We start from the raw sequence: 18,062 nt of genomic DNA, 5'->3' as shown, positions 1-18,062 counted from the left end.
ACTGGAAAGGTGACGCTTGCGGTGCCGTCGCCGGCAAGGCACCATGAGATGTGATCACATCGTTTGATCCATCGATCGACTTTGGAAGGGGTGGTGCCACTTGACCAGCATTCCGGAGAAGGGGCGGCCTTGGGCCGTTCTCAAGGAGGAGCTCGAGGCCGCCAAGGCTGGCGACTACTCCTGGCGAGACGGCAGAATGGCCGTCTACTACTACTTCCTCGATGACGAGTTGATGCGGGTGCAGCAGGAGGCCTACACCGCCTACTGGACCGAGAATGCCATGGGCCAGCGCGCCTTCCCGAGCCTGAAGAAGCTCGAGGACGAGGTGATGGCGATGGGTCTCGATCTGTTGAAGGCGCCGCCGTCGGGCGGCGCCTGCTTCACCTCGGGCGGGTCGGAGAGCATCTTCCTCGCCATGCTGACGGCGCGGAACAAGGCCCGGGCCGAGCGCGGGATCGAGCACCCGACCATCGTCCTGCCGCGCACCGCTCACCCCACCTTCGATCGCGCCGCGCACTATCTGGGTGCCAAGGTCGTCCGTGTGCCGACGACCCGCAACGACCTGCGCGCCGATGTAGGGGCCATCGAGCGGGCGTTGACGCCCGAGACGATCATGATTGTCGGCTCGGCCCCCAACTATCCCTTCGGCGTCTTCGACCCGATCACGGAGCTTGGAGCGCTGGCCGAACGGCACGGGCTATGGCTGCACGTCGATGCCTGTGTCGGCGGCTTCCTTGCCCCCTGGGTGCGGCGGCTGGGCTACGACATTCCGCCGTTCGAGTTCGACGTGCCCGGCGTGTGCAGCATATCGGCCGACCTGCACAAGTACGGCATGACCGCCAAGGGTGCCTCGCTGATGCTGCTGCGCGACCGCGCCTGGCAGAAGTACCAGCTGTTCGAGTTCGAGAACTGGGAGCGCGGCAAGTACGCGGCCCTGACCAGCCAGGGATCGCGGCCGGGCGGGGCTGTGGCTGCGGCCTGGGCGGTGATGAACTACCTGGGCGCCGACGGCTACCTGCGCTGTGCGAAGGCGATCATGGGCACCAAGGAGCGCCTGGTGGACGGGATCAACGCCATCCCGGGCCTGGCGGTGCTGGAGCCGCACGAGCTTTGCATCTTCGTCTATCGGTCGGTCGATCCGGGCCTCGACATCGGCGCCGTTGCCGATGCGATGGGCCGGCGCGGCTGGCTGGTCGGGCGGCAGACCGAGCCGGCCGGCGTCCATCTAGCGCTCAACCCCAACCACGAGCGCATGGTCGAACCCTATCTGGCCGATCTTGCCGCGTCGGTCGAGGAGGCGCGCGGCATGGCCCCGGTGGCTGCCGCCGCAATGGAGCGGACCTACTAGCACCGAAAGACCCAGCCGGCCCGGAGAACCGGGCCGGCGCAGAACAGGGGAGATGCGGGGATGCTGAAAAGAATATGCCTGACGGCCGCCGCGGCCCTGCTGGCGGGCGGCTTCGCCCTGTCGGCCAATGCCGCCTCGACGCTGGATACGGTGAAACAGCGGGGCAAGCTGAAATGCGTCGTGGCCGAGGGCTCGGTCGCCATCGCCCAGTTGAACGACAAGGGCCGCTGGGAGGGGTTCGACGTCGACTACTGCCGGGCGCTCGCGGCCGCGATCCTGGGGTCGGGCGAGGCGGTCGAGTTCGTGCCGATGGGCTTTGCCCAGTCGATGCCGGCGGTCCGCTCCGGCGAGGCCGAAGTGGCGGCGCGCGCCATCACCTACACCATGAGCAGGGATACCGAGCTGGGCTTCGACTTCGTCGGCCCGACGCTCTATTCGGGCTATGGCTTCATGGTCCACAAGCGGGCCGGAGTGAGCGATCTCAAGGGCCTCAACGGGGCTGCGATCTGCGTCCTGGCGGGTACCGTCATCGACAGCCAGATCGCGGACTATTTCCGGCCGCGGGGCATGACGTTCACGCCGGTCGTGGTCGACAACGTCACCAACATGTACGCCCAGTACGAGGCCGGTCGGTGCGATGTCGTCACCTCCGAGCCGCCGTTCCTGGCAGCTCGCCGCAGCCGGCTGCGCAACCCCGACGAGCATGTCATCCTGAGCGAGCTGTTCTACAAGTCTCACATGGGGCCGGTGGTGCGCGACAACGACGCACAGTTCAGCGGCATCGCGCGCTGGACCCACTATGCGCTGGTGACCGCCGAGGAGATGGGCATCACCCAGGCCAACGTCGACGAGATGCTGAAGTCCAAGGACCCGGCCGTGCGCCGCTTCCTGGGCGTGGAGGGCAATCTTGGCTCGAAGATGGGGCTGCCGGACGATTTCCCCGCCAGGATCGTGAAGGCCGTCGGCAACTTCGGCGAGGTGTGGGAGCGCAATTTCGGCATAGCCTCGCCGCTCAAGCTGCCGCGCGGGATCAATGCGCTGGAGCGCGATGGCGGGCTGCAATGGGCGCCTAACTGGCGCTGATGGCCAGCAGCCTGCCCATCGGCAGGGCGTCGACGTCGCGCTGGTGGAACCGGCGCGGCGTCCGACGCCTCTTCTGGCAGCTTGTCGCCGCCGCCGCCTTCCTGGCGGTGCTGGCGTGGTTCGTCGGCAATGTCCGGCAGAACCTGCCGCGCATGGGCATCCAGTTCGGTTTCGACTTCCTGGCCCAGCCCGCCGGCTTCGAGATCGGCGAGAACCTGATCGGTTTTCGTCCCGGGCAGAGCATCTTCCGCGCCTACTTGGCGGGCATGGTCAACACCATCCATGTCGCGATCCTCGGCATCCTCCTGGCGACCATCCTGGCGATGGTCGTGGCGATGGCGCGCCTGTCGCCGAACTGGCTTCTGTCTCGGCTGGCCTGGGCCTATGTGGAGGTCTTTCGCAATACCCCGCTGCTGCTGCAACTGCTCTTCCTGCATATCACCTTCGCCCAGGTCCTGCCGGCGCCGCGTGCCGCCTGGTCGCCCGTGACCGGGGTATTCCTCAGCAATCGCGGCCTGATGCTGCCGGCCCTGGTGGTGCAGCCGGCCCATGTCGCCGCCCTCGCGGCGTTCGTGGCGGGGCTGGCGGGGGTCTGGTGGCTTCGCCGCCGCGCCCGCCTGCGGCAGGAGGCGACCGGCATCCGGCCATCCACGGCCTCGGCCACCATCGCCCTGCTGCTCGGCCTGCCGGTTGCCGTCTTCGTCGCCGGCGGTGCGCCGCTGGCACTCGACCTGCCGGCCTTGCGCGGCTTCAACTTCCAGGGCGGGCACACGATGAGCCCGGAGTTCGCGTCGATCCTGTTCGGCCTGGTCTTCTACTCGGCCGCCTTCATGGCCGAGACGATGCGGGCCGGGATCCTCGGCGTCCGCCGTGGCCAGATCGATGCGGCCCAGTCGCTGGGCCTAAACCGCCTGGCGACCCTGCGCCTGGTGGTGATGCCCCAGGCGATGCGGATCATCGTGCCGCCGCTGACCAGCCAGTATCTGAGCCTGACCAAGAGCAGTTCGCTCGCGGTCGCCGTCGGCTATCCCGACCTGATGCGGGTCTACACCGTCGTTACCGCCGACACCGGCCGGCCGATCGAATGCATCGCCGTCGTGGTCGCGGTCTACCTGACGCTGAGCCTGCTGACTGCGCTGGCGATGAACGTCTACAACCGCCACGTCGCCATCGTGGAGCGGTGAAGGGCATGACCGTTTCCGATCTTGGGCTGCCGCCAGCCGCCGTTCGGGCCGGGCCGGTTCGCGTCGGCCGCTGGGTGTGGCGCAATCTGTTCGCGACCATCCCGAACACGCTGATCACGCTGCTGCTGCTCTGGCTCCTGGCGTCGACCGTGCCGGGGGTTGTGCGCTGGCTCTTCGTCGATGCGCTGTGGGCGCCGGCCACGGCCGAGCAGTGTCTGCGTGGGGCGGGCGCCTGCTGGGCCTTCCTCCAGGCCAAGTATCGCCTGATCCTGTTCGGCCCATATCCCTATGACGAGCAGTGGCGCCCAGCCCTGGCGATGCTGCTGTTCTTCGCCATGGTCGTGGCCACCTGCTTCCCCGAGCTTTTCCGGCTGGCCGGGCGGATGCGTCGGCTGCTGGTGGCGTGGGTGGCGACCGTTGGGGCGATCACATGGCTGCTGCATGGCGGCCTGGGTCTGTCCCTGGTCGAGGTCCGGCTGTGGGGCGGCCTGCCCCTGACCCTGATACTGTCGGTGGTCGGCGCCTTCTGCGCCTTCTGGCTGGCGATCTTCCTGGCGCTCGGCCGGCGCTCGCACATGCCCGTCGTGCGTGCGCTGGCGATCGGCTACATCGAGTTGATCCGCGGCGTTCCGCTGATCGGCCTGCTGTTCATGGCCGTCGTGCTGTTTCCCCTCATCGTCCCGCCCGGGGTCGATGTCGACAAGCTGGCGCGGGCCCAGATCGCCTTCATCCTGTTCTTTGCCGCCTACATGGCCGAGGCCATCCGCGGCGGCCTCCAGGCGATACCGGCCGGCCAGTACGAGGCCGCAGGCGCGCTGGGCCTGGGCTACTGGCCGACCATGCGCTTCGTGGTGTTGCCGCAGGCGCTGCGCATCGTCATCCCGACCTTGGTCAACATCTTCATCGGCGCCTTCAAGGACACTTCCCTGGTGCTGATCATCGCCATGTTCGACCTGCTCGGCTCGGCCAACGCGGCCAAGAGCGACTCCACCTGGTGGGGCCTCTATGTCGAGGCGTATCTCTTCGTCGCCTCGATCTACCTGGTGTTCTGCGCGCTCATGTCCGCCTATAGCCAGCGGCTGGAACGGCGGCTCGGCGCGGGTCGGGGGTAGGAACTTGTCCCAGGCGATCGACCGGGAGACGATGCAGGAGGCGGCGTATCGCCAGATTCGTGCTGTCCTGATGTCGGGCGGGCTGGCGGCGGGCGAGAAGGTCACGATCCGCGGCCTGGCGGGCGAGCTTGGCATGAGTTGGACCCCGATCCGCGAGGCGGTGCGCCGGTTGGCGGCGGAAGGTGCGCTGGAGGTATCGCCAAACCGCTGGATTCGGGTGCCCAACCTCTCGGCGGAACAACTGCGAGAGCTGAAGACGATCCGCCTGATGCTGGAGGGCCACGCCGCGGCCCGGGCGGCCGAGGGAGCGAGCGCGGCCTTCGTGGCCGAGCAGTGGCGGCTGGAGGCCGACATCGTCGCCTGGCGTGGCCGCGACGATCCGAAGGGCATGATCACCCGCATCGCCCGCTGGCATTTCGCCATCTATGCCGCGGCCGACATGCCCCATCTCGTCCGCATGATCGAGGGGTTGTGGCTGCGCACCGCACCCCACACCCACGGGCTATTCCCGGTCTTCGCCGCACAGGACCGGGGGCGTCATCGCCAGGTGACCCTGAAGGCCCTTGCGAAGCGCAACGGGGAGGCGGCGCGCCGCTCCATGGAACGGGATATCGGCGGTGCGCTCGACTATCTGATCGCACGGGCAGAGGAGTCGGCCGTCGCAGCCAGACGGGCGCGGGGCAGGATGTAACGAGGGTAGGCCGGTCTGCGAAGGAGAAGAGTGTCGGCCGCATCTGCCACTCATCGCCCGGCCCGCAAGTCCGGGCAGCGGCCGACCTTCCCGCAAGCCCCTGAGGAGGTCGCTCCATGCCTGCTTCCAGCTCATCCGTCCTGTTCCGCCTGGGCCGTGTCGCTGCCGTCGTGGCCGTGGCCGCCCTGTTGCCCTTGGCGCCGGCACTGGCGGTCGACGAGCATTTCGTGAAGGACGGCGGTGCTGCCGGTGGCGTCGACGTCGTCGCCTATCACACGGTGGGCCAGCCGACGCCGGGCTCGGCCCAGTTCACGGCCGAGTACCAGGGGCAGACCTGGAAGTTCGCGACGGCCGCCAACCGCGACCTCTTCGTGGCGAGCCCGGCCAAGTACGCCCCGGCCTATGGCGGCTGGTGCTCGGCCGGGGCCAGCAAGGGCAAGAAGGTGGCGACGATGCCGCAGTTCTGGGCGATCGTCGACGGCCAGCTTTACCTCAACAGCACCGAGGGGGCCCACAAGGGCCTGTTCCTGGCCGACACCCAGACCGTCATCCGCAAGGGCGAGGCGAACTGGAAGACGATCTACGCGACCAAGGCCGACAAGCTCTGAGCCCGTGCGGCCCGCCGCCGGTCGGGGCGGCGGGCCGGCGGCGTCACGGAACGGCCGGCCGCAGGACGAGCGGCTCCATGCCGTTGCCGGTCGCGATCTCCAATTGGCCCGATGCCAGGGAGTAGGCGCCGGCGCGGCCGAGATCGGCCAGGAACTGGTCGCCCAGCGATCCCGGCGGGCAGCCCATCTTCGTGGTCGCGATCGGCCCGAAGGTCAGGCGCTGCCCGGCCGGCGACTGCCAGGTGCCGCTGCCGCGGTTGCAGTCGGCGCGGACAGCCACCCGGCCGTCGCTGCCGAAGGCAAGCGTCAGCCGGGTCGGGTCTTCGGGCTGGGTTCCATCGGCCAGGCGGACCGCCTGCCAGCTGGTGCCGGCCAGGCCGCCGGGCCGGTCGCCACCGGTGCAGCCGGCAAGCAGGACCGCGACCAGGCTGGCGGCGGCGATGGCGGGGAGGCGCAGAGGGTGCTTCTTCATCACAATGACCTGGGTGTTCGTCGACCCGTGGAGAACGCGGCCGGTGGCAGATTTCATCCAGCCGCTGCGGCCGCTTGACAAACGCCTGCCCGGCGACGTTTGATCCCGACCATGTTTATCCGCGTTTCCCGCACCGGTCTTTGGTGGCCCGCCTTCTAGGCGGACCCTTGGCGCGTGAACGCATTCGGGGGCTGCCGGCCATGGCGCGGGCGGCCCTTTTTCATGTCTGCACCATGGCCTCGATTTCGAGGAGGAGCAGGCATGAAGTGGAATCTGACCGATCAGGCGAACGCCTTCGACTACCGCACGCGCGGCGGTCTCGACGTGCGCCGCGACAGCCGCCCGGTCGACGGCGATGCGGCCCTGGCCCAGTTGGCGACCGCCCTCGACGGGCGGCGCGGTGCGCTGTTCTCGTCCGGTGTGGAGTATCCCGGCCGCTATAGCCGCTACGATTTCGGCTTCGTCGATCCGCCGTTGGCGCTCGAGACGGTGGGGCGCACAGTCCGTTTGTCCGTGCTGAACCCGCGCGGCCGGCTGCTGCTGGATTTCGCCGCCTCTGCCCTGCCGGCGGACCTCTTCCAGGTCCAGGAACGCACGCCGGACCATCTGGCGGGCGAGGTGGTGGGCGACGCCGCCGTCGCCTATGAGGAACAGCGAACCCGCCGGCCCTCGGTCTTCAGCGTGCTGCGCCACCTGGTCGATGCCTTCGGCAGTGCCGAGGACGGACATCTGGGCCTCTATGGCGCCTTCGGCTACGACCTCGTCTTCCAGTTCGAGGAGCTGCAGCGCCGCCGCCCGCGCGAGGCCGACCAGCGCGACATCGTCCTCTATCTGCCCGACCGGCTGGTCCTGGTCGACCGTCGGACCGAGCGCGCGGCCGAACTCTCTTATGACTTCGCGCTGGATGGCCGCTCGACCGCCGGCATCGCCCGCACGCCCGTCGCGGCCGCCTACCGCATCGAGCCGCACCAGCCCTCGGCCGACCATGAAAGTGGCGCCTATCCGGCCCTGGTCGAGCGCGCGCGGGAGCACTTTGCCCGCGGCGACCTGTTCGAGGCGGTGCCGGGCCAGCTCTTCCGAGAGCCGTGCGCCGCCACCCCGGCCGAAGTCTATGCCACCCTCTGCCGCATCAACCCCGCCCCCTATGCCGCGCTGGTGAACCTGGGGGAGGGGGAGTTCCTGGTCTCGGCATCGCCCGAGATGTTCGTGCGCTCGGACGGGGCCAGGGTCGAGACCTGCCCCATCTCCGGCACCATCGCGCGCGGCCGCGATCCGATCGGCGATGCCGAGCAGATCCGCCTGCTGCTCAACTCGGCCAAGGACGAGTACGAGCTCAACATGTGCACCGACGTCGACCGCAACGACAAGGCGCGGGTCTGCGTGCCGGGCTCGGTCAAGGTGCTGGGCCGCCGCCAGATCGAGCTCTATTCCAAGCTGATCCACACGGTCGACCATGTGGAGGGGATGCTGCGGCCGGGCTACGACGCGCTCGACGCCTTCCTCAGCCATGCCTGGGCGGTGACGGTGACGGGTGCGCCCAAGCTGTGGGCAATGCAGTTCTGCGAGGACCACGAGCGCACGCCCCGGCGGTGGTATGGCGGCGCGATCGGCTGCGTCACCTTCGACGGCGCCATGAACACCGGCCTCACCATCCGCACCATCCGCATGAAGGACGGCTTGGCCGAGATCCGCGTCGGCGCCACCCTGCTGTGGGACAGCGACCCGGAAGCCGAGGATGCGGAATGCCGGATCAAGGCGGCCGCCCTGTTCCAGGCGATCCGCGAGACCGGCAAGAGCGCCGCCCCGGCCCCCGCGCCGCTGTCGCGGGCGGGCGTCGGCAAGCGTCTGCTGCTGGTCGACCATGACGACAGCTTCGTCCACACCCTGGCGGACTTCTTCCGCCAGACCGGGGCCGAGGTGGCGGTCGTGCGCCACGGCCGCGCGCTGGCGGCCCTGGCCGAGGACGCGCCCGACCTGCTGGTCCTGTCGCCCGGCCCCGGCCGTCCGGCGGACTTCGCGGTCGACCGCATCATCGATGCGGCGATGGCGGCCGGCGTGCCGATCTTCGGGGTGTGCCTGGGCCTGCAGGCCCTGGGCGAACGCTTCGGCGGAAGCCTGGCCCAGCTCGACACCCCGGCCCACGGCCGCCCGAGCCGCATCGCGCTGCAAGGCGGCCGCCTGTTCGCGGGGCTGCCGGACGAGGTGGTGGTCGGCCGCTACCACTCCCTCTATGTCGATCCCGCCCGCCTGCCGGCCAACTTCCGGGTGACGGCGCTCTCGGCCGACGGCGTGCCGATGGCGCTGGAGCACGACACGCTGCCCCTGGCGGGCGTGCAGTTCCACCCAGAATCGATCATGTCGCTCGGCGACCGCGCCGGCCACCGCATCGTCGCCAACGCAGTCGGAATGGCCAGGTAGGGCTGGTGGTCAATGCCCCGGCAGGACCAGGATCTCGGTCCGCCGGGGCAGGGCGGTGCGGGTCAGCAGGACTTCCGGGCTATTGGAGAAGCGCGCCGGATACTGCGGTGCCGCCTTGGCGAGGAAGCGCTCCAGCACGTTCGAGACGATGAAGTGCATGGGGATGACGAGGCGCGGCTTGATCTGGCCGATGACGGTCAGCACGTCCTCCTGGCTGGTCGTCCAGGAGCCGTCGACCGGGGCCAGCAACACGTCGATCGGGCCCAGCTCGCGCAGGTGGGTGTCGGTCAGCGTGTGGTGGATGTGGCTCAGATGGGCGATGCAGAGGTCGGCCGCCGAGAAGACGAAGATCGAGTTGCCGTTCTGCCGTGTGCCGGCGCCGTACTCGCGGACGTTGGTCGGCACGTTGAACACCCGCAGGTCCCGCCACTGCACATTGTGGACGGCCATGCCGCCGCCCGGGTCCCAGCCGCGCAGGACGTGGCGCACCCCGGGCGGGATGTCGTCGGTGTAGTGGGTGGAGTGCGCGTTGTTCATGGTGATGATGTCGGGCACCAAGTTCGCTGGCCGGTTGTACCCGTTGTAGTCGGTGATCGCCGTCGCCCCGTCCGGCGTCTCGATCAGGAAGCTTGCATGGCCGATGAAGGTCAGCCGCACTTGGTCGGGGGCCACGGCCGCCGGCCGATAGGCGACCGGCTGCCATCTGGGCGGCCCGAACGGCTGTGTGCCGGCGATGACGCCGCAACTGGCAAAGGCCGGCAGGGCCACGGCCGGCGCCAGGCCGGCCAGGACGAGGAGCCGCAGGATCCATTCGCGCCAACGCATGGGCCACCTCCAGGGTTCGGCTGTCCGCCGCATCATGCCATGCGAGTTCCGTTCCATGGCGATTTCCGGTCGCGATCGCGGTAGAACGCTTGCCCGATCCTGTTCCCGACGCGCCCCGGAGATGACCGATGACGATGTCCGCCCAGTACGAACCCCCCGCCAACGGGGAATGGGCGCGGATCGCGCCCGCCGATGCCGGCTTCGACCCGGCCGCCCTGGCCGATGCGGTGGCGTTCGCCGAGGCCAGCGAGACGCCGTGGGAGAAGGACCTCGCCTTGCAGATCGGCCAAGGCCATTTCGAGCCGCCGCCGTGGAACGAGATCATTGGCCCGACCAAGCCGCGCGGCGGTCCTTCGGGCCTGGTCCTGCGCGGCGGGCGGATCGTGGCCTCGTGGGGCGATCCGGGCCGCGTCGACATGACCTTCAGCGCCAGCAAGAGCTACCTGTCGCTGTGCGCGGGCCTGGCCTTCGATGCCGGCCTGCTGCCCGATCCGACGCGGCCCGTGCGCGAGCTGGTGGATGATGGCGGCTTCGCCCCGCCGCACAATGCGGCCGTCACCTGGGAACACCTGCTCCAGCTCACCAGCGAGTGGGAAGGGGAGATGTGGAGCAAGCCCGACCTGGTCGACCGCAACCGCGACCTCGCCAGCGAAGGGACCAATGCGCGCAAGGGCGAGGCCCGCCCGCTGGCGGCGCCGGGCACGCACTGGGAATACAACGACGTGCGCGTCAACCGCCTGGCACTGGCCCTGCTGCGGCTGTGGCAACGCGGGCTGCCCGACCTGATCAACGAGAAGATCATGACCCCGATCGGGGCGTCGGACAGTTGGGAATGGCATGGCTACCGCAATTCCTGGGTCGATATCGGCGGCAAGCAGGTGCAGTCGGTGTCGGGTGGCGGCCACTGGGGCGGCGGCCTCTTCATCAACTCCTTCGACCACGCCCGCGTCGGGCTGCTGATGCAGCGCGGCGGGCGCTGGGGCGGGCGCCAGCTCATTTCGCCGGAATGGGTGCGCCGCTCCCTGACGCCCTGCGCGCTGAAGCCGGTCTATGGCTACATGTGGTGGCTGAATACAGACGCCGCCATGTATCCGAGTGCGCCCGCCACGGGCTTTGCCGCCGTCGGCGCCGGTAGCAACGTCGTATGGGTCGATCCGGCCAGCGACGTCGTCGTCGTCACCCGCTGGATCGCCAAGGACGCGGTCGACGGGCTGTTCGGCCGCGTCCACGCGGCACTGCGAGGCTAGGCATGGCAAGCGTCGGCTCGGTCACGCTGGCCCGCATCGAGGCGGCCGTCTATCGCGTGCCGGCCGATCCGCCGGTGCGCACCGCGTTCGGCACGATGCACGACCGGCCGGCCGTCATCGTCCGGGTCGAGGATGGTGCTGGCAACCATGGCTGGGGCGAGGTCTTCTGCAACTGGCCGCCGCCCGGTGCCGAGCATCGCGCCCGGCTGGTGGCCGAGGTGCTGGCGCCGCTCGTGCAGGGCCGATCCTTCGATCACCCGGCCGAGGTGGGGGCGTGGTTGGAGCAGCGCACGCGGGTGCTGGTCCTGCAATGCGACGAGCCGGGGCCGTTCGCCCAGGCGATCGCCGGCATCGACGGCGCGGTCTGGGACATGGCCGCGCGCAAGGCGGGCCTGCCGCTGGCCGTGGCGCTCGGCGGCCGGGTCGCCCCCGTGCCGGCCTATGCCAGCGGCATCAACCCCGACCGGCCGGAGCGGATGGCGGCCGCCAAGCGGGCCGAGGGCTATGGCGGCTTCAAGCTGAAGATCGGCTTCGGCCGCGACCGCGACCTTGCCAACCTGGCGGCGATGCGGGCCGAACTGGGGGCCGATGCCCGCCTGATGGCCGATGCCAACCAGGCCTGGACGCTGGACGAAGCGGCCCGGATCGCGCCCGACCTGGCGCCCTTCGGCCTGTTCTGGCTGGAGGAGCCGGTGATGGCCGACACCAGCCTGGTCGACTGGCAGGCACTGGCGTCGGTGGCGCCGATGCCGCTCGCGGCCGGTGAGAACATGCGCAGCCGAGCGGAGTTCGCCGCGGCCATCGCCAGCGGCGCCTTCGGAGTCGTGCAGCCGGACGCCATCAAGTGGGGCGGGGTGACGGGCTGTGCCGAGGTCGGCCGAACGGTCGTGGCGGCCGGTTTGAACTACTGCCCGCATTTTTTATCGGGCGGCATCGGGCTCATGGCATCGGCCCATATCCTGGCCGCCGTGGGTGGTCCCGGCATGCTCGAGGTGGATGCGAACGAAAACCCGTTACGCACGCTTCTGGCTCGACCTTTCCCGGTTCTGGCGGACGGCCGGTTCGTCCTCACCGACGCCCCTGGAATCGGCGTGGAACCAGATCTTGTGGGCCTGGAACGGTCCCGACACAGCCTGTGACCTCTGGCCGCACCGCTTGACCGCCGCCTTGGACGTTTCTACCTGACGGGACCTTTGCCGCCCCGGGTTCAGGATGGAGTCGTCTAACGATGCAGAACGAGGAACTGATCGGCCAGGAGGTCGAGACGGTCGCCGTGTTCCGGACGCGCTGGCGCATCGCCGAGGTCTATGAGGGCGTCGACGGGATCATGTACGCGCGCCTGCGCCGCCGCGGCGAGGAATCCTCGCTGAAGACGTTGGCCTTGAAGACGGTGATGGATCGCCGCCGATACAGTTGGGGCGGTCGCAAGGGGCACTGATTGCCGCACCGCGGCGTTATCGTGCCGGAACGGGCCGGTCGGCCATTCCCCTGGCCGCGGCGGCTCTGATAGCGTTGCCGCCCGTCGCCACCCGACGGGATCACCGGCTCATGTCCAATCTATCCAATCAGCGCGTCGCCTATTTCAACGGCCAGATCGTGCCGGAGTCGGAGGTGCGGGTGTCGTTCCGCGACCGCGGCTTCAAGTACGGCGATGCCGTCTTCGACATGACGCGCACCTTCAACAAGCGGGTGTTCAAGCTGAAGGAGCATATCGACCGCTTCTACAGCTCGCTGCGCTATGTCCGCATCGACCCCGGCATGAGCCCGGCCGAGATGACCCGCCTGTCCGAGGAGGTGCTGGAGCGCAACATGCACCTGCTGGGCGGCGACGACGACTACTGGCTGGGCCAGCGCGTGTCGCGCGGTGTCGATGCCGCCCCGGGCGAGACCCGCGAGCGCGAGGGGGCGACCGTCATCATCGAATGCTCGCCGCTGCCGCTGAAGAGCCGGGCGCGCTTCTATCGCGACGGCATCGACGTGGTGGTGCCGCCGACGCGGCGCACCCCGCCAGAGGCACTCAGCCCGCGGGCCAAGACCCACAACTACCTGAACATGATCATCGGCGAGATGGAGGCCAAGACCGACGATCCGGACGTCTGGGCCGTGCTGCTGGACACCTCGGGCAACCTGGCCGAGGGCATCGGCAGCAACATCTTCGTCATCAAGGACAACGTCATCCGCACGCCGCGGGCGAAGTTCGTGCTGCCCGGCATCAGCCGGCAGACGGCGATCGACCTCGCCCGCCAGGAAGGCTTCGTCCTGGAGGAGACCGACATCGACCTGTTCGATGCCTATGTCGCCGATGAGATCTTCCTCACCTCGACCAGCCTGTGCATCTGCCCGGTGCGCTCGGTCAACGGCGCGGTGGTCGCGGACGGCGTGATGCCCGGGCCGGTCACCAAGCGGCTGCTCGACGCCTATGTCCGTTTCGTCGACCACGATTTCGTGGCCCAGTACCTGCGCCGCCTGGCGGCCTGATCTAAGGGGCGGGCGGCACCTCGGCGATCGAGGGGCCGCCCGGCAGCCCGACGATCTCGCGCAGCAGCTTCTTCAGGATCGCCTCGGGGAAATTCTCGAACGAGTCGGTGGCCAGCGCAAAGGCGCCTGGTCCGCCGATGACGTTGTCCTCGTAGTAGATGTCGAGCGCCGGCACCTCGGTCGTGATCGCCAGCCCGTTCACCGAGATGCCCGCCGCCACCGCCGCGTCGCGGGCGGCCGAGGGCTGGCGGCCCATGTTGTTGAGCCCGTCGCCGGACACGTCGATGACGCGCCGGGCCGGCTGCCACCGGCGGTCGCCCAGCAGGCGCGCCGAAAAGTCGATGGCGCCGCTGATCGACGTGCTGCCGGCCGGCACCTCGCGCGCGGCATTCTCGATCAGGTCGGCCAGCCGGCCGGCGGACTGGGCATCCTCGACCAATGTCCACGGCACGGCCTGGCGCTGGTCGTGCAGGTTCGACCACTGCACCAGGGTGACGACGATGCGGTGGCTGGCGCCGGTGGTGGCGGCCTGGACGACGCGCGGGTTGCGAAAGGCGTCGGCATAGCCGCGCATCTGCAGGCGGAACTCGCGGTCGTCGATGCTGCTCGATCCGTCGACCGCCAGCACCAGGGCCAGGTCGACCGCAGCCTGGGCATGGGCGGGCGCGGCCGGCGCCAGGCTGGACAGCGCTGCGGCAACGAGGATGGCGGCCAGTCTCAAGGGCGTCTCCTTCGGTGGCAGGATGAATGGTCGCACGACGGGCCGCCAGCATATCGACCGTCGATGCCGATCCGGTGTAGGGAGCAGGGGTCGCTGATCGGGAGCTTGGCCTTTCTTGCGTGTCCCTACCCCGGAAGAACTGGGCCAGGAGCGGATGATCCGCAACGGCCTGGCGGTCGATATCGTGATGTGGAGCGGCTATCTCGGCCTTGCGCTGTGGACGGGTGCGCTGACCATCGTCGCCGAATGCCTGCAGAGCGGCATCACGCTGGGCCTGTCGGCGTTGTCGCTGGTCGTGCTGTGGCGGATCAATCGCGGCCGGCTGGCCGACTATGATTTCGGCACCGGCAAGCTGGAACAGGCGGTCAGCCTGCTGACGGCACTCGCCATCATCGGCGGCTCCCTGTTCGTGATGGCCGAGATCGCCGCGCGGTTTCGCCATTTCGAGGAGACCGAGTCCGCCGGGCTGCTGGTGGCGCTGGGGGTCGTGGCACTCGACTTCGTGGTCGATGTCACGGTGCTGACCGGCATGCGCCGGGCGGCGACCGGAACCGTGTCCCCGGTGGTCGATGCCGAGCGCAAGGCCCGCCTGACGCGCTGCGTCGCCTCGTCGGTGGTGGTGATGAGCGTGGCCGTGTCGGCGCTGCTGGGCGGACGGGTCGGCATCTGGGCCGATCTGGTGGGCTCTGCCTTCCTGTCGCTGTTCATGCTGTGGCTGGCGTTCGGCATCGTCCGCCGGGTGCTGCCAGATCTCCTCGACAAGGCGCTCGACGAGGAATTGCAGCTCCACATCAACCGCGCCCTGGTCGGGCATTTCGACCGCTATGAGAGCCTGGGCCAGGTGCGCTCGCGCCGGGCCGGCAGCCGGCTGGTGGTGGAGATCGAGCTGGGATTCGCCGCCGCCCTGCCGCTGGGCGAGGTGGTGGAACGCCTGGCAGCCCTGCGCGCGGAGCTGGAGCGCGACCTGCCGGGCAGCCATGTCGTGCTGATCCCCACCGTCGCCGCCTGAGTGGATCGGGGGGGCTTGCCCCCGCCGGTCCCGCTTGCGACCCTGCTGGCTGACGAAGAGGGCAGGGGAGCGCCATGGAGCGGGAGACCGGCAAGGCCCCGGCGACGTTGCGGCGATGGCGAATCGGGCTGGCCGCCCGCATCCGCGCCTATTTCCTGGCCGGTGTGCTGGTCACTGCTCCCATCGGCATCACGATCTATCTGGCCTGGCTGGTCGTCGCCTATGTCGACGATGTCGTCGCCCGGTTCCTGCCAGAGCGCTACAATCCCGAAACCTATCTGCCCTTCTCGGTTCCCGGGCTGGGGCTTCTGATCGCCTTTGCCCTGGTGACGCTGATCGGGGCGTTCGCCGCCGGCTATGTCGGCCGGTTGGTGCTGCGGGTAAGCGAGGCGGTCTTCGTCCGCACCCCCTTCCTGCGTGGCATCTACGGCGCCATCAAGCAGATGCTGGAGACGGTGCTGTCGCAGAAATCGACCGCCTTCCGCGAGGTCGTGCTGGTGGAGTTTCCACGCACGGACATGTGGAGCATCGCCTTCCTCACCGGCGCCCGGCTCGATGCCGCCCAGTCGACCCGTTCCGGTGAACTGGTCGGCGTCTTCGTGCCGACCACGCCGATGCCGACCTCCGGATATCTGGTGTATTTGCCGGAGTCCCAGATCGTCCGGATGCCGATGTCGATCGAGGAAGGGCTGAAGCTCGTGCTGTCGGGTGGGCTCGTGGTCCCGCCGACGCTGCCGCAGCCGGACAGGCATCAGCCCGCCCCCGTTCAGCCCGCCGCGCCTCAGCCCGAGCGGACGTAGCGGATCGCGGCGTCGCGCTCGAACAGATAAAGCAGCATGCGCAGGGCCTCGCCGCGCGGGCCTCTCAGTTCGGGGTCGCGCTCGACGATCATGCGGGCATCGTCATGGGCGGCCTGCATCAGGTCGGCATGGGCGGCCGGATCGGCCAGGCGAAAGTCGGGCATGCCGCTCTGCCGGGTGCCCAGCACCTCGCCGCCGCCGCGCAGGCGCAGGTCCTCCTCGGCGATGCGGAAGCCGTCCTCCGTCTCGCGCATGATGCGCAGCCGCGCGCGCGCCGTCTCGCCCAAGGGCGGGGTGTGCAGCAGGATGCAGGTCGACGGGCGCGACCCGCGGCCGATGCGGCCGCGCAACTGGTGCAACTGGGCCAGGCCGAAATGCTCGGCATGCTCGATCACCATGACGGTGGCGTCGGGGATGTCGACGCCGACCTCGATCACGGTCGTCGCCACCAGGATCGCCGTCGCTCCGTCGGCGAAGCCGGCCATGGCGGCATCCCGCTCCGCCCCCTTCATGCGGCCGTGGATCAGGGCGACGCGGCCGGGAAAGCGCGCCTCCAACTGCTGGGCGCGGAGCGTGGCCGCGGCCATGTCGACCAGGTCGCTTTCCTCGATCAGCGGGCACACCCAATAGACCTTGGCGCCGGTGGCCATCGCCCGGTCGACCGCCGACACCACCTCGTCCAGCCGCTCGGCCGGCAGCGCCACGGTCGCGACGGGCCGGCGGCCGGGCGGCTTTTCGTCGATGCGCGACACGTCGATGTCGCCATAGGCCGTCAGCAGCAGGGTGCGCGGGATCGGCGTGGCCGTCGTCACCAGCACGTCGACGGCGTCGCCCTTGCGCGCCAGCATCAGCCGCTGGTGGACGCCGAAGCGGTGCTGCTCGTCGATCACCGCCAGCCCCAGCGCCTCGAACTGCACGTCGTCCTGGAACAGGGCGTGGGTGCCCACGACCAGGCGCAGGCTGCCGTCGGCCAGCCGGCCCAGCGTCGCCTCGCGCGCCTTGCCCTTGTCGCGGCCGGACAGGAAGCCGACTTCCAGCCCGGCGGCGGCCGCCAGCGGGGCCAGGCGTGCCAGGTGCTGGCGCGCCAGCAGGTCGGTCGGCGCCATCAGGGCGGCCTGGCCGCCGGCTTCAACCGCGGTCAGCATGGCCAGCAGGGCCACGATCGTCTTGCCGCTGCCAACATCGCCCTGGAGCAGGCGCAGCATGCGGGTGGGGGTTGCCATGTCGGCCAGGATCTCGGCGACGCAGCGGTCCTGGGCGCCCGTCAGGCGATAGGGCAGGGCATCCAGCACCAGGCGGCGCAGATGGCCGTCGCCGGTACGCGGCCGGCCGGCCACCCGCCGCTGGCGGCGGCGCAGCAGGTTCAGGGCTAGTTGGCTCGCCAGCAGCTCGTCGAAGGCGAGGCGCGCGCGGGCGGGCTCGCCCGGCTGCAAGCCCTCCTCGTCGGTCGGGGCGTGGGCAGCCGCCAGTGCTACGCGCCAGTCGGCCCAGCCCTGGCGAGCCTTCCACGCCGGATCGAGCCATTCCGGCAGGCTGGGCGCGCGCTGCACGGCAGCGGCGATCGACCGGCGCAGCACGGCCGGCGGCAGCCCGGCGGTCAGGGCGTGAACCGGCTCCACCGTCTGGATTGAACCGGCTTCCTCGGGCGGCCCGACGCGATCGGGGTGCGGCATCTGCAGGTCGTCGCCGAAGCGCTCGACCCGGCCGCTGACCAGGCGCGTGCTGCCGATGGGGAAGGCGCGCTCCATCTGCTCCCGCCGGGCGTGGAAGAAGACCAGCGTGATGCTGCCGGTTCCGTCCGAGCAGCGCACGCGATGGGGCCGCCGGCCCTCGCCCGGCTGATGGCCGTCGACCGTGACCGTCAGGGTGGCGATCCGTCCTTCCTCGACCTCGGCCAGGGTGGGCGCATAGCGGCGGTCGACGATGCCGACCGGCAGGTGCCACAGCAGGTCGACCACGCGCGCACCGGCGACTCGCTCGACGAGCGCGCCCAGGCGCTGGCCCAGGCCCGGCAGGCTGGTGACCGGGGCGAAGAGGGGAAAGAGCGGTTCGGGTCGCAGCGGGTG

Annotated in this window: 17 protein-coding genes; 13 read left to right on the top strand and 4 right to left on the bottom strand. The window is 69.8% G+C overall.

Annotation, left to right across the window (positions count from 1 at the left end):
• Nucleotides 1–196 precede the first annotated feature (196 nt).
• The 6 genes from STVA_RS16185 to STVA_RS16160 all read left to right on the top strand — a co-directional run bounded on the left by STVA_RS16185 (nt 197) and on the right by STVA_RS16160 (nt 6,026).
• Entirely contained in the window at nt 197–1,348 is a 1,152-nt protein-coding gene (locus STVA_RS16185) for a pyridoxal phosphate-dependent decarboxylase family protein (RefSeq protein ID WP_123695378.1), read from the top strand.
• A gap of 60 nt (nt 1,349–1,408) precedes the next feature.
• The gene (locus STVA_RS16180; RefSeq protein ID WP_123695050.1) at nt 1,409–2,431 is read left to right on the top strand and encodes an amino acid ABC transporter substrate-binding protein; all 1,023 of its coding nucleotides are present in this window, start codon (nt 1,409–1,411) and stop codon (nt 2,429–2,431) included.
• Nucleotides 2,431–3,615 carry an amino acid ABC transporter permease gene (locus tag STVA_RS16175; protein WP_123695048.1) on the top strand — a complete coding sequence of 395 codons (1,185 nt, stop codon included), beginning with the start codon at nt 2,431–2,433 and terminating at the stop codon, nt 3,613–3,615. The genes STVA_RS16180 and STVA_RS16175 overlap by 1 nt, the downstream gene beginning before the upstream one ends.
• A gap of 5 nt (nt 3,616–3,620) precedes the next feature.
• Nucleotides 3,621–4,727, top strand: a complete 1,107-nt coding sequence (locus tag STVA_RS16170) for an amino acid ABC transporter permease (protein WP_123695046.1) — start codon at nt 3,621–3,623, stop codon at nt 4,725–4,727.
• Between the two features lie 4 nt (nt 4,728–4,731).
• Nucleotides 4,732–5,418, top strand: coding sequence for a GntR family transcriptional regulator (locus tag STVA_RS16165; protein ID WP_170216713.1), 687 nt, complete (start codon nt 4,732–4,734; stop codon nt 5,416–5,418).
• A 116-nt stretch (nt 5,419–5,534) separates the two neighbouring features.
• On the top strand, nt 5,535–6,026 hold the full coding sequence (locus tag STVA_RS16160; protein WP_123695042.1) for a YHS domain-containing (seleno)protein: 492 nt from the start codon (nt 5,535–5,537) through the stop codon (nt 6,024–6,026).
• A gap of 43 nt (nt 6,027–6,069) precedes the next feature.
• On the opposite strand, the gene STVA_RS16155 is transcribed toward STVA_RS16160, so the two are convergent.
• Nucleotides 6,070–6,498 (bottom strand): META domain-containing protein, encoded by a 429-nt coding sequence (locus tag STVA_RS16155; RefSeq protein WP_170216712.1) that lies wholly within the window; start codon nt 6,496–6,498, stop codon nt 6,070–6,072.
• Between the two features lie 261 nt (nt 6,499–6,759).
• Here STVA_RS16155 and STVA_RS16150 point away from each other — a divergent pair, with 261 nt between their 5' ends.
• A complete protein-coding gene (locus STVA_RS16150) occupies nt 6,760–8,916 on the top strand; it encodes an anthranilate synthase component I (RefSeq protein WP_123695035.1) in 2,157 nt (718 codons plus the stop codon).
• 9 nt (nt 8,917–8,925) lie between these two features.
• Here the strand turns inward: STVA_RS16150 and STVA_RS16145 are convergent, their stop codons facing one another.
• On the bottom strand, nt 8,926–9,741 hold the full coding sequence (locus STVA_RS16145) for an MBL fold metallo-hydrolase (RefSeq protein WP_170216711.1): 816 nt from the start codon (nt 9,739–9,741) through the stop codon (nt 8,926–8,928).
• A gap of 128 nt (nt 9,742–9,869) precedes the next feature.
• Here STVA_RS16145 and STVA_RS16140 point away from each other — a divergent pair, with 128 nt between their 5' ends.
• The 4 genes from STVA_RS16140 (at nt 9,870) to STVA_RS16125 (ending at nt 13,466) form a co-directional block, all read left to right on the top strand.
• On the top strand, nt 9,870–10,988 hold the full coding sequence (locus tag STVA_RS16140; RefSeq protein WP_245978572.1) for a serine hydrolase domain-containing protein: 1,119 nt from the start codon (nt 9,870–9,872) through the stop codon (nt 10,986–10,988).
• A gap of 2 nt (nt 10,989–10,990) precedes the next feature.
• On the top strand, nt 10,991–12,127 hold the full coding sequence (locus STVA_RS16135) for a mandelate racemase/muconate lactonizing enzyme family protein (protein ID WP_123695031.1): 1,137 nt from the start codon (nt 10,991–10,993) through the stop codon (nt 12,125–12,127).
• Nucleotides 12,128–12,216: 89 nt separating this feature from the next.
• Entirely contained in the window at nt 12,217–12,426 is a 210-nt protein-coding gene (locus tag STVA_RS16130; protein ID WP_123695029.1) for a hypothetical protein, read from the top strand.
• Between the two features lie 110 nt (nt 12,427–12,536).
• Complete coding sequence (locus STVA_RS16125; protein WP_123695027.1) at nt 12,537–13,466, top strand: aminotransferase class IV; 930 nt, start codon at nt 12,537–12,539, stop codon at nt 13,464–13,466.
• Between the two features lies 1 nt (nt 13,467).
• Here the strand turns inward: STVA_RS16125 and STVA_RS16120 are convergent, their stop codons facing one another.
• A complete protein-coding gene (locus tag STVA_RS16120) occupies nt 13,468–14,187 on the bottom strand; it encodes a DUF1194 domain-containing protein (protein ID WP_245978571.1) in 720 nt (239 codons plus the stop codon).
• Between the two features lie 115 nt (nt 14,188–14,302).
• Between STVA_RS16120 and STVA_RS16115 the strand changes: the two genes are divergently transcribed.
• Both STVA_RS16115 and STVA_RS16110 read left to right on the top strand, forming a co-directional pair.
• Nucleotides 14,303–15,196 carry a cation diffusion facilitator family transporter gene (locus STVA_RS16115; protein WP_142235789.1) on the top strand — a complete coding sequence of 298 codons (894 nt, stop codon included), beginning with the start codon at nt 14,303–14,305 and terminating at the stop codon, nt 15,194–15,196.
• Between the two features lie 74 nt (nt 15,197–15,270).
• Nucleotides 15,271–15,996, top strand: a complete 726-nt coding sequence (locus STVA_RS16110) for a DUF502 domain-containing protein (RefSeq protein ID WP_197735648.1) — start codon at nt 15,271–15,273, stop codon at nt 15,994–15,996.
• On the opposite strand, the gene recG is transcribed toward STVA_RS16110, so the two are convergent.
• On the bottom strand, nt 15,978–18,056 hold the full coding sequence (gene recG, locus STVA_RS16105) for an ATP-dependent DNA helicase RecG (RefSeq protein WP_123695370.1): 2,079 nt from the start codon (nt 18,054–18,056) through the stop codon (nt 15,978–15,980). The two genes, STVA_RS16110 and recG, sit on opposite strands and share 19 nt — an antisense overlap.
• Between the last annotated feature and the right edge of the window lie 6 nt (nt 18,057–18,062).

Source organism: Stella humosa (assembly GCF_006738645.1).
Classification (GTDB): domain Bacteria; phylum Pseudomonadota; class Alphaproteobacteria; order ATCC43930; family Allostellaceae; genus Allostella; species Allostella humosa.
Note: the sequence above shows the minus strand (reverse complement) of the source record. Positions and strands in the feature narration are given on the sequence as shown.